Origin of the sequence: Vibrio cidicii (assembly GCF_009665415.1) — a bacterium.
GTDB classification, from domain to species: domain Bacteria; phylum Pseudomonadota; class Gammaproteobacteria; order Enterobacterales; family Vibrionaceae; genus Vibrio; species Vibrio cidicii.
In genome coordinates this window covers 928,729-942,341 of record NZ_CP035922.1, presented here as the reverse complement: position 1 = coordinate 942,341, position 13,613 = coordinate 928,729, and the positions used below count along the sequence as shown (strand labels likewise).

At 46.4% G+C, this 13,613-nt stretch carries 10 protein-coding genes; 4 read left to right on the top strand and 6 right to left on the bottom strand.

Annotated elements, in window-relative coordinates; genetic code table 11:
• Positions 1–31: 31 nt before the first annotated feature.
• Both EWA64_RS19740 and EWA64_RS19735 read right to left on the bottom strand, forming a co-directional pair.
• A complete protein-coding gene (locus tag EWA64_RS19740) occupies positions 32–220 on the bottom strand; it encodes a hypothetical protein (RefSeq protein ID WP_039442820.1) in 189 nt (62 codons plus the stop codon).
• A 24-nt stretch (positions 221–244) separates the two neighbouring features.
• On the bottom strand, positions 245–2,599 hold the full coding sequence (locus EWA64_RS19735; protein ID WP_061894522.1) for a fatty acid cis/trans isomerase: 2,355 nt from the start codon (positions 2,597–2,599) through the stop codon (positions 245–247).
• Positions 2,600–3,162: 563 nt separating this feature from the next.
• On the opposite strand from EWA64_RS19735, the gene EWA64_RS19730 reads away from it, so the two are divergent.
• Together EWA64_RS19730 and EWA64_RS19725 are read left to right on the top strand one after the other, a co-directional pair.
• Positions 3,163–4,260: a PEGA domain-containing protein gene (locus EWA64_RS19730; RefSeq protein ID WP_061894523.1), complete on the top strand. Its 1,098-nt coding sequence runs from the start codon at positions 3,163–3,165 to the stop codon at positions 4,258–4,260.
• A gap of 79 nt (positions 4,261–4,339) precedes the next feature.
• Positions 4,340–6,157, top strand: a complete 1,818-nt coding sequence (locus tag EWA64_RS19725) for a formylglycine-generating enzyme family protein (protein ID WP_061894524.1) — start codon at positions 4,340–4,342, stop codon at positions 6,155–6,157.
• A 54-nt stretch (positions 6,158–6,211) separates the two neighbouring features.
• Here EWA64_RS19725 and EWA64_RS19720 read toward each other — a convergent pair whose 3' ends face one another.
• Together EWA64_RS19720 and EWA64_RS19715 are read right to left on the bottom strand one after the other, a co-directional pair.
• On the bottom strand, positions 6,212–7,822 hold the full coding sequence (locus EWA64_RS19720; protein WP_061894525.1) for a VRR-NUC domain-containing protein: 1,611 nt from the start codon (positions 7,820–7,822) through the stop codon (positions 6,212–6,214).
• Between the two features lie 66 nt (positions 7,823–7,888).
• Positions 7,889–9,124, bottom strand: a complete 1,236-nt coding sequence (locus EWA64_RS19715) for an L-lactate MFS transporter (protein ID WP_061894526.1) — start codon at positions 9,122–9,124, stop codon at positions 7,889–7,891.
• A gap of 576 nt (positions 9,125–9,700) precedes the next feature.
• On the opposite strand from EWA64_RS19715, the gene EWA64_RS19710 reads away from it, so the two are divergent.
• Complete coding sequence (locus tag EWA64_RS19710; RefSeq protein ID WP_039436959.1) at positions 9,701–10,057, top strand: hypothetical protein; 357 nt, start codon at positions 9,701–9,703, stop codon at positions 10,055–10,057.
• Between the two features lie 70 nt (positions 10,058–10,127).
• Here EWA64_RS19710 and dcuC read toward each other — a convergent pair whose 3' ends face one another.
• Together dcuC and EWA64_RS19700 are read right to left on the bottom strand one after the other, a co-directional pair.
• Positions 10,128–11,495, bottom strand: a complete 1,368-nt coding sequence (gene dcuC, locus EWA64_RS19705; protein ID WP_061894527.1) for an anaerobic C4-dicarboxylate transporter DcuC — start codon at positions 11,493–11,495, stop codon at positions 10,128–10,130.
• A gap of 249 nt (positions 11,496–11,744) precedes the next feature.
• Complete coding sequence (locus EWA64_RS19700; protein WP_061894528.1) at positions 11,745–12,533, bottom strand: substrate-binding periplasmic protein; 789 nt, start codon at positions 12,531–12,533, stop codon at positions 11,745–11,747.
• 185 nt (positions 12,534–12,718) lie between these two features.
• On the opposite strand from EWA64_RS19700, the gene EWA64_RS19695 reads away from it, so the two are divergent.
• Complete coding sequence (locus EWA64_RS19695) at positions 12,719–13,441, top strand: sulfite exporter TauE/SafE family protein (protein WP_061894529.1); 723 nt, start codon at positions 12,719–12,721, stop codon at positions 13,439–13,441.
• Positions 13,442–13,613 lie beyond the last annotated feature (172 nt).

Sequence of the window (13,613 nt, the reverse complement as noted above, 5' to 3'; positions counted from 1 at the left end):
AGCGGAGGTTTTTAGCGTTATCGGGCAGAGTTTAACGCCAATCGTCATCACGGTTTACGCTACTTTCCAGCGCATTTAGGTCGTCGTCGAATGGGTGTTCGATACGGCCCCGCAATGCATCCAACTGGTTTTCCAGCATATTGACGGTCTCATAATCTCCTTCGGAACAGGCGACGTAAATTCGCTGTTCCAGAGCTTCGATACGATCCCGGATACTCATGGGAACCTCCCTGACTCGATTGCTTCATCGGTTTTCAAAACGATTATAGTCGAGTAAACCAAATTCGATCGGTTGATCGTTACGATACCATTGATGCACTTTGTCACTGGTCGGCCAAAATTGCGTCGAACTACGGCGAATAGCGAATTTATCCAATAACTTAAGGTAATCTTCTTCGCTGCGTATCGATTTCAATGATTGAACGAAATCGACGACTTGTGCTTCATTGATGACAAAAAACGCCGCTGGATAACTGCCTAGCACGCCACGCACGATAGTGAGATCGTCATTCGCAGGATCACGGTTTTTATCTTCGCTAAATAAGCTAGAGATGTTCACGTGAGCGTTATTTTTCAGCAAGGTAAACAGTTGCTCTTTGCCTGAGTGCGATGTCACCATCAACATACTGATTTGTGCAACTGGCCCTAGCGCTTCGCCTTTTACCTGATTGAGCGAGTTCAGTAAAGCTTCGTTATTCTTGCTAAGCCCAGTATCGACGATCTCATAGCGGTCATTGAGTACCGCACTCACTTGATAGCGCAAAATATCGTATAGTTCGGACTTAGGATCGTCGGTATGGTAGACAACGCTCGTCGGTTGGTTAAAAGGCGTGATGTTGCGTTGTAGGAAATCACTCAGTTGTGGGCTTTGTTGTTGATACCAACTTGAATGCTCAAGGTGACGCATCTGTGCAGGTAACAAAGCAATAAAGTTACTTTCGCCTTCCAAACGCAAGAAGTCCATAAACATTCGAGTCATCAGTTGGTGACCGAAGTTGCCATACACATCGAACCCTGCGACTAAAAGGTAGTGAATGCGCTCCAGTAGCGCGTAATCGAGCACCCAAGCCGTTTTCGGCTTTTCACCGACTAATCCCTGTACCACGGATGCACTGTCGAAATGGCGAAATACCGTTAAAGTAGCGTTGGCGTTTTCTCCATTGCCGTCCCAAATGATATCGGTGGTCAAGTGAGTGCCATTTTTGAACCAATGATTGATGAACTCCGATTTTGCTTCTAAATAACGCGCTTGCTGCACCGAGTACTTGACCCAGTTCGTTACAGGCAGCGCATTACTTTCCAGCTCTGCGGGCAGTTTTAGGTTGTCTGCCTGCGAGTGATAGAACTCATTGACTTGTGGCATGTCTGCTTTATCAGGATCGAGGAAGAATACCCAAAAGCGGTCATTGATGACATTCAGGGCTAACTGACCACGGCAGACTGGGCCTTTGATGTAGGCCATAATGGTATTTTGCGCGTTGTCTAACATGAACTTAAAGCGCGATTTTACCGGCAAATCGATAAATGCGGTCATGGGATTGGCGGCCACATTGGGATCATAGCTAGGCAACTGTGCGACGTGGTAATCGGCGTCAATAAACCACGCTTTCCAGTCTGAAATTCGCTTGCTGTTTAAAGCAAATGGCATATGGGTTTTATCCACAATCGACCCTTGCTCTGGGATGATGCGATAGTAGACGCGCTCTACGCCAGGATCGTCGTATGGACGTCGTGTTGCGATGCGTTTCACAGGCTCTCCGGGAGGGGTGGACGAACGCACTAAGGTAAAGAAACGTGGCGCGCCCTCAAGCTCAGAGAAATAGAGGTGCGAGAGAAACAGGTGTTCGTAAATGTATCGTGCAGCGAGTTGGTTTTTAGGTGAATGTTGGTTGAGCAACTGCTCATAGCGCGAGATCTCGCCAGCGTGCGCGTTGCTAAGAGGGAGTGGTTCGTTCATGATGGCGCCATTCTCAAGCCATGCCATCAAAGTCTGGTACTCATCTGCCGACAGGTTTGGCATGCCAAAGGGCATCCCCCAAGTGGGGTGATCTTTTTCGTACTGAGCGTATTCTTCGATTGTCGGGCAGGTTTGTTCTCGATCAATCGAAAAATCAAACCCGGTTAACTGGTCTTGCTGCGGCAAAGGGTGGCGTTCTTTTTGCTGCAATAGACGGGCGACCAAGCCTGCTTCAAGGTTGGCGACGCCCGTTTGCTCACGTTCATTCAATACTGGATGGAAGCTGGCTTCGCGCCACTGCTGCGTGGTTTCGGCATCCTCAAATAAGCGAGTCGGCGCCGAGGCAGTTAATCGAGTTCCTTGATAAACCAGTGCCTTGCTAGCCCCTCTATCGATGCCCTCAACAGAAGAAAGTTTTAGCTGACAAGGGGCATCGTAGCAGGCGTGGCAAACGACGCAGCGATTATCCAAGATCGGTTTGACTTGCTGGAGGAAAAAATCGGCTGGCACGGAGGCGTTCGGGGCGATGCGCTCTCTAACCTCGGCTTTACCAAACAACTGGTCATAGTTAAGGCCAGCATAAGTGGCACATCCTGCAAACAGGGTGGTGAAAAATAGTAGGAGAAATGTCCGTAATTTCATTTGCTTATTCTAGAAAAATCACATAACCACAATTAAAGCAGATGCCGCGCCTGACAACAAATTAAACCCTATGGATAATCACATCACGCTGAGGGATGGATTGACAAAACAGAAGACATATTGGATTTTAATAATCAGCTCAACAGCAGGGGGTAATCAGGTTCATTTTAGTTATCGACTGAGGTAAAAATTGCGGTTAAATCCCCGCAGCTATGAGACTTTTTACTTAAGTTCGAGCCAGTTAACTTATTTACTATTCACTTGTTTTCTTATTGTAAACAAGTGGGTACGTCCTCTGAGTGTCGAACTAGTAGAGAAAAATGGGCGAAAATTATGCAATTAGCTCAAAAGTGTGATTCAGTTAGGACTTTGGAAACAATATTCTCAACAGGATTGATATACAATGATTTTTCAGATGACCGTTTCAAATAAAAAATTAGGTCGCCTGGATCTCTTCTCCATGCAGATGCGGGTCTGTGTATGAGTTGGGGTGTTTTAGTTTAACGAGGGGTAATCTCCTCGTTTTGTGCGTACAGAATGTAACGTTATTTGAGCAGGGAACTATGATCAAACGTCCAATCCCAGCGCTTTTGCTTGCGCTAAGTTTTTCCTGGACATCTTCGGCGATGGCAGAAGATGTGATTCAGGCCGATCCTGTTTCAGCGGTTGATGAAAAACTGGATATCAAACAGCAGGAAATCAAAGCTCTTGAAGAGCAATACGCTGTCGAGAGCAGCCAACTAAAGGGGCTGAAGAATGACAATGTTCGCCTTCAAAGAGAAGGGGAAGAGCTAGAAGCGAAGCGCAATCGCGCCAAAGCGGCCCTAGACAAACAATATGCTCGCCTGCTTGAAGATCCTGATACCGATTTGGTCTCTTTCCAAAAGAAATATCAAGAATCTTGGGAAGCGGTGAAACAGAACCAATCTGAGAAGTTAAAAAGTGAGCAGAACATTGTTGAGAGCGAATCACGCCTTTCTCAACAAAAGCAAAAGCTTGCTCGTTTAAATAGCGAATACACCAATTTGCAGGAAGCCAGAGTTGAAGCCCGCGTTAAACGTCTGGAAGCAGAATTGCGTGAAAGTTCAGTGCTGGAAACGCGCTACACCGCAACCTGTTCTTCAACCATGACAATTGGTGAGTGTATTGGTCAAAGTAAGTATCTGACTAAGCAAAAGGCGGTAAACACGTTTAAAGACAAACTTTTAGACCGTTTAACTGAGTCAGCGTTAGCCAAGCAGAACCTACAAGGTGTACAACTGAATATTCATGTGCAGGAAAGTCAAACAATAGAAAGTGGCTTTTCCGGCAACGGTGCTTACACCACGCACATTCAGGCACAGTTGCAGGCCAAGCCAGATCCATCCGCTGCCTGTCAGTTATTGGCAGTGTCGAGTCGTTACTGCTTATCAAACAGTAGCACCTCTACCAAACAAGAGAAGAAAGACTGGGTAACGGTGACGGTTCGCTCTGATCAGTACAATGATGCGGTGACCATCAATGGGGTAAACTACGGCAGTACTCCCGTCGAGTTATTGCTACCTAAAGGTAAACACCGCTTCACGGTCTCGAAGCCGGGGTATCAAACCTACAACCGTGAAATCTACGTCGGTGGTACCGATACGGTTTGGGTTAAGCTGGTAGAAGATAAGCAGGGTTAACCCCTGCTTTTGCCTTTTTCATTGCACGGCTGTTTCTGGTGGAATAGCGTTTTGTTGTGGTCATATTGAAGTATTTATCATGCGTTTAGTTTTATCTGCACTGGCTCTGGCGATCATTCCCGTAGTCTCTGGCACTCCTGCAATGGCTCAGGAAGAAACCGTTTCTGTTGTTGCCGTTGAAGATGCGCTGTTCTCACAAAACACGCTGCTTAATGAAGCAGAAAAGAAGATATTTTCTAAGCAAAATGAGCTGAACAATCAGCAAGAACAAACGAGCCGACTCGAAGCGCAGGGCAAAGAGCTGAGCTCACGTTTGCAAAATGCCAAAGCGCAACTTGCCAAAGATTACGCACGTGTTAGTGATGCACCGGATTTTGATCTGGCTCCATCGCAAAATGCGTATCAAGCCGCTTGGGCCAAGGTGAAACAGAACCAGCAGCAGCGATTGGACTCTCAGCAGCAGGAAGAGACTTTTGCCGCCGAGCTACAAGCACTTAAAGCGGAAAAACTCGCTATCGAGCAAAAAATTGCCAATTTGAAAGAAGATCGCCAGCGCGCTCGTGTTGCAACCATTCGCAGTGAAATTAGCCAAAAAGGCGAGCAGACTGTGGCTTACGTCAACAGCTGTAAAACTGATATGACGCTGGAACAATGTGCTAAGCAAACCAACACATTAGCGCTCCAAAAAGCGGTCAGACAGTATCAAAGTGCGCTACTTGAAGGAACAACGGAATCTAAGTTGGCCAAACAGAATCAAGCGCAAGCCACGTTGAACATTCATGTGTTGCAACAGCAGGTGTCGAAAGCAGAGTTTCTTGGTGAAAACCAGTATAGTTCGGTGCTTAAGGTAACGTTAAACGCCAGACCAGCGGAAAATGCGCCGTGCAAACTGCTCGATATTGACTCCAAATACTGTTTTGCGCCCAGCCAAGCGTCTGAACCAGAAAAAATCAAGGAAACCGCCTGGCATTCAGTGGTGATTCGCTCAAATCAATACGATGATCAATTGATCATCGATGGTGTACGTTACGGTTCGACGCCAGCTGAAGTGATGCTGCCTGTTGGTCAACATCATATTCAAATCGAGAAAGAAGGCTATGTTGCTTTTGATCAGTTGGTGGTAATTAATGGCGATCAAACATTGCGCGCTGAGTTAGTAGCAAAGCAAAACGTCGCGAAGCCGGGAGAAACCTTTGCGGATAATATCGGTAAGCACTCGGCTGCACCTGAGATGGTGGTGGTGACACAGGGTACTTATATGATCGGTGAGCGAGCAGGCAAACAAGTCAAGCTCTCACGAGGTTTCTCGATCAGCACAACGCCAGTTACAGTGGCGCAATTTCGCGCTTTTGTAGATCAAACCAATTACCAAACCGACGCAGAGCTACAAAAAGTTTGTACGCGAATTGAGCAAGCTGCGATTGCCCCTGTCGCCAATAAATATTGGCGTGATCCTGGCTTTAGTCAGCAGGATAACTCTCCGGTGGTGTGTGTGAGCCAAAATGATGCTCAAGCGTATGTCAATTGGCTGTCGGATAAAACCGGCTATTTCTACCGTTTACCGAGCGAAGATGAATGGGAAATCGCCGCCCGTGCTGGATCAGAAAAATCGTACTGGTGGGGTGCAGAGTTTGGTGTTGGCCAAGCAAATACTGGCTGGGGCGGCACGCCTTGGTCTAACAATAGTTCGTCACCAGTGAAAAGCTTCGCGCCAAACGCTTTTGGTCTTTACGATGTGGTTGGCAACGTTTGGGAATGGACGTCCGATACGAAAGGACTCTTAAAAGGCGGAGCGTGGAGCTTCTCTCCAGAAAAGGCCAAAGCCGAATCTCAATTGTTTATCGCTCCTTCTTCGGCCGCTAACTTTGCTGGATTCCGAGTGGTGAGACAGCTTTAAAAGCAACAGAAGCCTTGCCAATTGAGCAGGGCTTCTTTTTTTGATTGACATATTTTATTGATTCACATAGCAAACGGAAAAGGGCACGTTTAAACGTTGAAACTCGTTTATCCATCGCCACTGATTGTCTTGCAGTTTATCCCCGGGACCTTTGACTTCAATCCACTCGAACTGCCCATCTTTAAATGCCACTAAGTCGGGCATGCCATTGCGATACAGTTTTAGGTCACTCAGTTGAATGCAAAAAAGCTCGTACAGCATCGCTGCTGGAATGCTTTTTGTTGCTTGTTGTAGAAGCTCGTGACTGAACACACTCCAGTTGACTAGTGGATTAGCGATACCCACTTTGTGCTCATAAGTGGTAAAAAGAGCCGAAAAATCGCCATTTTTTATCTGTTCGAGCGCCTTATCAATCAGAACTTGGCGCTTGCGGACAAAATCAGCGTGGTAGAGATCCAGCGGGCGATGTTGATAGGGGTTGATAAATGCGCCCTCAATAGGGGCGAAAATCGCAGGCCACAGTGTCAAACCGAGCAGACCGTTAAGCAGAGCATTTTCCGTGTAAAACACCGTCCAACCTTGGTCTTCAAAATAACTTTTGACCGCTAATTCTACCCGCTGCTGGGATAGGTTTAGTTCCAGGCGATGTTCTTGAAACGTAGGTTTCACCTTCCTAGCGGCTTTTAAACCTTGTTTACGTTTTACTCGCTGCATTAACTTTTCAGCAGTTTCCAGCTCAGAGATATCCATGGGCTGCTCCAGCATTTTGGTGACAATGTCACTAAATGCCTGATTCTGTTCTTGCTTATCGTAAATCCTCGCTTGGCGTTCTCTGCTTGGTGGTAATAAGGATTGTTTAAACAGTGACAACGCGAGATCAAATTCACCCAAACGTTCATAATCCCGGGCAACGTCGTTGAGTAAGTGTTGTCGTTTTCGTTCTACGTAGGGATGTTGAACAGGCTTTGGTAGTGCTGCCAGCAACAAATCCAGATTGGCCTTCAGTTTACGATCGCTCTGCCAATAGAGACTGGTGAGTTGGCTAAGCTCAATTAAGTGATCGATTTGCTCTCGATGTTCGAAAAAGCGTCGTTGCTCACTGAGCTGATACTGCTCAAATTGATGTAATCCCAAATCATCCAGCACAAATTGGGTCAGATCTTGATGGGAGTTGGCGAAGAAGAGCGTAAGCAAAACATCAATCATCTGAGCGGCATTGAGTTTAATGATAGAAAAACTCAGTAAGTTAAACGCATGAAACTCACCATCTTCCAGCTTTTCCACGAGTGCCTGTTTACTCAAAGTTCGTGGCAGTGCAGGGTAGAGCGTGAGCAGTTCCGGTTTGGTCAATAAGTGAACGGCCAGTTCTTGATGGCTAACTTTGGGGTTTAACTCGATCAATGTGGCTTGGTTTAGTTCATCTAAAGCTTGCGCAATGTCGGGAATTTCTGCGTAGTTCAGTTTATCGCTACGAAACCAACAGCCTTTGCGACTGTATAGACGAACAAGTAGACATTGAGCGGGTTTGCTGAGTTGCTCAAATCGCGTATGCCAATCTAACTCCTCTTTGGTGAGTAAATCGGAATACCAGTGAATGGCGTGGTGAGTCAATTTACAAAAGTTTCCCAGATAGTAATCTGGGGCAAGTTCGATGCTGCTATCCATAACTCATTTAAATAAAAAAGGCTTACCTTATAGGGTAAGCCTTTTCTGCATTCAATCAATGCGTAATTATGCGCTGGCCTGTAACTCAGCCGCTTTTGCTTCGCTCACTGGCTTGGTAATGAAAGCCAGAACGATACACACGGCCATCATCACGGAAGAAATAGTGTAAGCCAAGCCATAACCTCCGCCATGAGTCATTGAGTAGCCGACAACCGCTGCGCCGATAGCGCCGCCAATGCCCCACGAGGTGTAAAGCACGCCATAGTTGGTGCCGTAGTTTTTCAGGCCATAATATTCAGCCGTGATGGAAGGGAACACCGCAAGCAAAGTGCCATAGCCTACCGCAGCAATGGCTGTGCCGATGATCAGTGTGAGCTCTGAGTCGAACGTAGCGAAGAGCACCATGTTGATGCCTTGCAGCACAAACGCCAGCAATAGGGTGCGAACACCACCAATTTTGTCGGATAAGATCCCCGCAGCCACTCGACCACCTGAGTTGAAAATCGCCAGAATCGAAGCAAGGTAAACGGCATTGGGTAGATTGGCTTGCACGCTGGCGATATTGGTGATGTTACCGATGATCATCAAACCGACAGACGCCGCAAATGCATACATGATCCAAAGAGCGTAAAACTGTGGTGTTTTAAGCATGCCTTTCCAACTGATATTGGCCGCTGTTTTCACCGTTTTTGGTGCTTGGCCCTGTTTTGCTTTCGGTTCTTCAGGCACATAACCGCTTGGTGGGTTATTAATGGTACAGGCAAGAGGGACCGCGATAGCCAAGACGCCAGCCCCCAAAATCATAAAGCTAGTTTGAATACCGAGCTGGCCAATCAGGTAAGAAGTCAGCGGCGCTAGGTAAATCGCTGCCAGACCGAAACCGGCCGCGATAAGGCCATTCACCAGACCTTTCTTCGATGCATGGAACCATTTCATCGCTGATGGCGAAAGGCACGCGTAGCCAAAACCGATACCCGCACCGGTAATGATGCCAAAGGTGATGTTGAGCATCAAAACGGAAGAGGCAAAACCGGAGGCAATCATGCCAAGACCGGTCAAAGTTGTACCTAAAATCAGTATCTTACGTGGTCCCATGCGATCTTGCAGAATGCCAGCAACCAAAAGACAAACAGAGAAGGTGATGGTTGCAATTGCATAAGGTGAAGACGCGTCTGCAGCACTCCAACCAAAATCGGTGACAAGGGCTTTGTTGAAGACGCTCCAGGCATACAAGATGCCGAGACAAAGGTTGATACAGAATCCCGCTAGCAGAATACGCTTAGCTTTATCCATCTTGCTCATGTTTGTTCTCTGTGTTGCCTCCGAGCTAATGCTAAGAGGGGACAAATGAAAGTAGGTTTAAGTTAAAAATAAGTTTGCGTTTTTCAACTCGTCGCGCAAAGAGCGCGGATTATAACCAATCCAAATGTGATTGGAATCGCTTTTCAGGCTGATAGATAAAATTATTTTTATAAGTTAAAAAAGTGTTGTTACAAAGTTTGTGTTAATGAGAGAAAAATGTTTTCGATCTGTAAGCGCATGAGGAAGGGGGCCTTTGCTGCAAGGCGTGAGTGCTCTATTTCAATTAATATGGAACTTACTTCACATGTAGAGAAAAAAGGAAAATAATTTCCATTGTTAAATATACGTAACAAAACCTTGCAAAAGTCGCGACTTTTGTGCCGAGCAAGAGAGGGAAAGGATTTTGCAAAATCATCTTGTTAACTGCTTGTAAAATCAAACACCGTAAGTAACTTTTGTACACACTTTGCTCAGAATCCCCCTCTTGATCTCTTATTTTGCTTTGGCAAAATATAGAGAAAACTGAGATTTCAAATATGAAAGGATGCTTTTTAAGCTGTTTATAGCGAGGTATTTATGAAGATTTTCCTAATTTTACTGTTTTCTTTGACTGCCGGTTACGCTTCAGCTGATCACATCCACTCTTTCTTATTGGGTCTGTACATTGCGTCTTTAGCGGTGGGTAGTTGCTACTGGTTCGCGTTTAGAAGCTCGCGCTTCCCGCATCTGGCGGTCTTTTTGCTCTTGTGTGGCATGTTGTCGAAAATTGTCGTGACGGTTGCAGGAGTAAGCTGGGGCATATCGCAAGACATCATCAGTTCACCATTTATTTTTTCGCTCTCCTATCTTTTCTTCTCTATTGTTACGACTTATCTGTGGTTCAGTTATCGTCAGAAAAGAACTAAAGCGCCGGGAAGACCATCAGCGGTTTAACTGGGTGATGAGTCAGACAAAAGAACGCCAGCATTCACGCTGGCGTTTTTATTGGTTTTTACAGTGTGCATTAGGCACTCATTGGCACGAGCACCATGGTTCCGAGAATTACGGTAATAAGGCCAGCTAAGACAGGCACGGAGGTGCGTTTTACTACTTCAAATGGGCTGAGGTGCGCCATGCCTGAAGTGGCAACAACGACACCAGAGACGGGCGAAATAGTACGTCCCAAGTTAGAGGCTTGAAGCATTGGGATGATCAAGAACGCCGGGTTGATGCCCATTTTGGCCGCCAATGATGGGGCCAATTCTACGAATGCATAGAAAGGAGCATTACCAGAGCCGGTGGCAATGGCGGCGGCGACGGTCAACGCGGTGAGGATGAACATTAGAGCAATGCCACCTGCGCCTGCGGTTTCTGCAAGATGGAGCAGATTGTCAATCGCACCGATGGACATCAAACCTTGGGCGAACACCCCAGCGGCGACCAAAAGCATCACTACACCTTTAAACGCGTCAGCCATGCCGTCGTAACACGCGTCCATATCTTCTAGCGCCTTCTTGCCATCAAACTTGTTGACTACGTAATGGACCAAAGCACCGATGAAAATCGATAGCACCACGATGGTGTAGATGTCCAGCTCAAGTCCTTCAATGGTACGACCGTTAAACAAAAATACACCGATGATCGGTAAGAAAGGCAGCAGGGCATAGAACGCGGGCGCGTCTGCTTGAATATCTGACACATCAATTTTTTCCATTGGAGTATTGTCTTTCTTATCCAGATATTTGTTCCAGAAGAAAGTGGCAATAGCCATGACGATGATGGCACAGATTGAGACTGGCAGAACGGTTTGTACGGCAAAAACGTCTAGCGCTAGGCCTGATTTTTCAGCGGCGATCACCACGTCACCTGAGGTTGGAGAAAGAATGATAGCAGCTGGTGAGGCGCAGACGGCGGCCGCAGCAGGGCGAGAGATGCCCATCGCGGTCATCATCGGGAAAAGGGTCGCCATCAGTAACACACCGAGCCCTGTCGCAGAGCTTACGGCGAGTGACATTAAGCAGGCCACAATGTAGGCAGCAACCAAAAGAACGTAAGGGGATTTGATCACGGAAAGTGGCTTTGAGAACTGCTTCACCACGACGTTGTTTGCACCAATATGCGTCATATAAGACGCAAAACCACACAGCAGCATGATCTGCATGCCTAGGCCGCCACCGCGGTTTTGCAGCATGAACTTAACGTATTCCAGAGCGTCGGTCAGCATGTTCCCCGTTGAGGCGATTTTGCCTGGGAGTACTTTGTGGCCCAAAATGCCGGTGAGGATCAGGAGTAGGATACCTGCGGTTAGAAGCACGCCCGATGCGCGATAACCTTTGACGATAAAATAGCCGACAGCAATGGTGATTGCAGTGCCTATTAAGAGTTCCAACATAGAAATCTCCACGAAATAATAAAAATAGAAAGGAAGTGTTGCAGTTTATGTTGGGAAATGTACAGAAAACTACTCTGTAGCACGAGAGCGACTTGAGGTTTGAATGATCTGAGGCAAATTTTATTAGGATAAATTTATCTAGTCATATGTTTTGCTATATATCTTATAGGGCAGTGCTATGCACTAGTAGGCAATGGAAGTACGTGTCATTATTTTGGGCGGTGTGGCGCTGTTCTGAGTTAGGAAAAACTAGAAACGATGCTGTTGGCGTAGTTGTTCAAGCTTTCCTTGTGTTTCAAGCTCATACAGCCGTCGATTGATTAAGTCTCTAATCATTTCTCCATCGGAAAGCTTCTTAGAAACCAAAAAGTGCATAGGAGTCGGTGTGACGCCGGGTACGTCGCGCGTTTGAAAGCGATCGTTGAGATAATCTATACCCCAGACAGTTTTAAAGCCCGCCAACACTTCTTTCCAGATCAGCACCAAATCGCAATCTTCTTGTTGTAGCGCTTGCAAAGCTTTGTAAAGAGAGACGTCCACCTGTTTGATAAGGCCAGTATCGATGCCGAAGGTGGAGTAGTTGTAGCCAAAAAGGCCACAAGTTTGAAACTGATCGATCTGCTGAGCTTTTACAATAGCTGGAGATGCCGGATAGCGTAAAGAATCAAAGATATAGGTAGGGGTAATCCAGTAGTAAGGTTGAGAAAAATAGTAGTAGCGGGCACGAACATCGTTATAGGAGGCACTCAATGCAATATCCACATTCCCCTCTTTTGTGGCTTTAAGGCAGCGTGTCCAAGACGTTAACTCAATTTGGTATTTTATGCCCAAGGGGGCAAAAAGGGCCGCAATCGTGTCGGCGTCGTATCCTGCCGCCTTGCCATCCATAAGGTAAGTGTATGGTGGCCAGTCAACGCCATCGCCGCATATTTTAAGAGAACGTGTGATGGTTTCATTATTTGCAGAGCTAAAAAATGGCCAGAAAAGAGTAATAAAAAAAGCGCAGCGCCAAAGCGATGAAGCATTCCTTTTCTGCATAACCAATCCCTTCCAATGACTTACTTGCGCTAAGTATATACCTAAGCGAAGGAATGCGTGGCAAATCCTCGTTCGGGCCGTTTGCATTTGTAGTGAGAATACCCGGGATATGCCTCTCTTGAGCTCAACCGTGGATGTGTGTACATTACAAGCGATAAAAAGTCTCATTTAAAATAGGAATCGCTATGCCGGATCAAGTGATGTTGTTGGCGGTATTGTTGATCTTTGTTGGATCATTTGTGCAAACCGCGATTGGATTTGGCTTGGCTATTGTTTCTGCGCCGCTACTGATCATTGTTGCACCAGAGTACGTTCCTGCCCCAATTTGTCTAGTGGCCCTGTTTATTTCCATCCTCAATGCGCTCAAACACAAGAGTAACGTTGAAATTGGTGGACTAAAAATGGCCCTAATTGGCCGTGTTCCGGGCTCTATTGCTGGCGGTTTTCTATTGGTTTTGGTTTCCACGGATGTATTGGCTTTATGGATTGGCCTGTTGGTGTTGTTTGCCGTCGCGGTGAGTTTGCTGCCCTATAGAGTAGAGCCGACACCGCTGCGAATGAGCATTGCTGGGTTCTTTTCAGGGTTGTTTGGTACCAGTTCTGGCATCGGAGGTCCACCAATGGCTTTGCTCCTGCAACATCAAGAAGCTAACCAGCTACGCGGCAATTTGTCCGCTTTCTTCGTGTTTAGCTCGCTTATCTCGCTCACAATTCAGATCCCTGCAGGATTCTTTACTCTGTATCACTTGAAGATTACCTTACCGCTAATACCCGCAGCATGGCTGGGTTATCGTCTTGCTCTATGGAGCACGCATTCATTGGCAAAAGAAAAGATCCGTTATGTTGCTCTCTTGCTCTGTTTTGTCAGTGGTTTGGGAGCCCTTTGGCAAGGGATAGACTTGTCTTAGAGCTGAGAATACAGAAATATGCATTAAATTTTTATAAAATAATTTTCATATTGTCATTATCTATAACTATCTTTATAGCGTTGGCTGGGTGTGTTTTTGGCATAATTTGTGTCGTATGACGAGCTCTTTTTAAAACCGAACACGCCCGAATCTCACTTTTCTTTGCTGATTG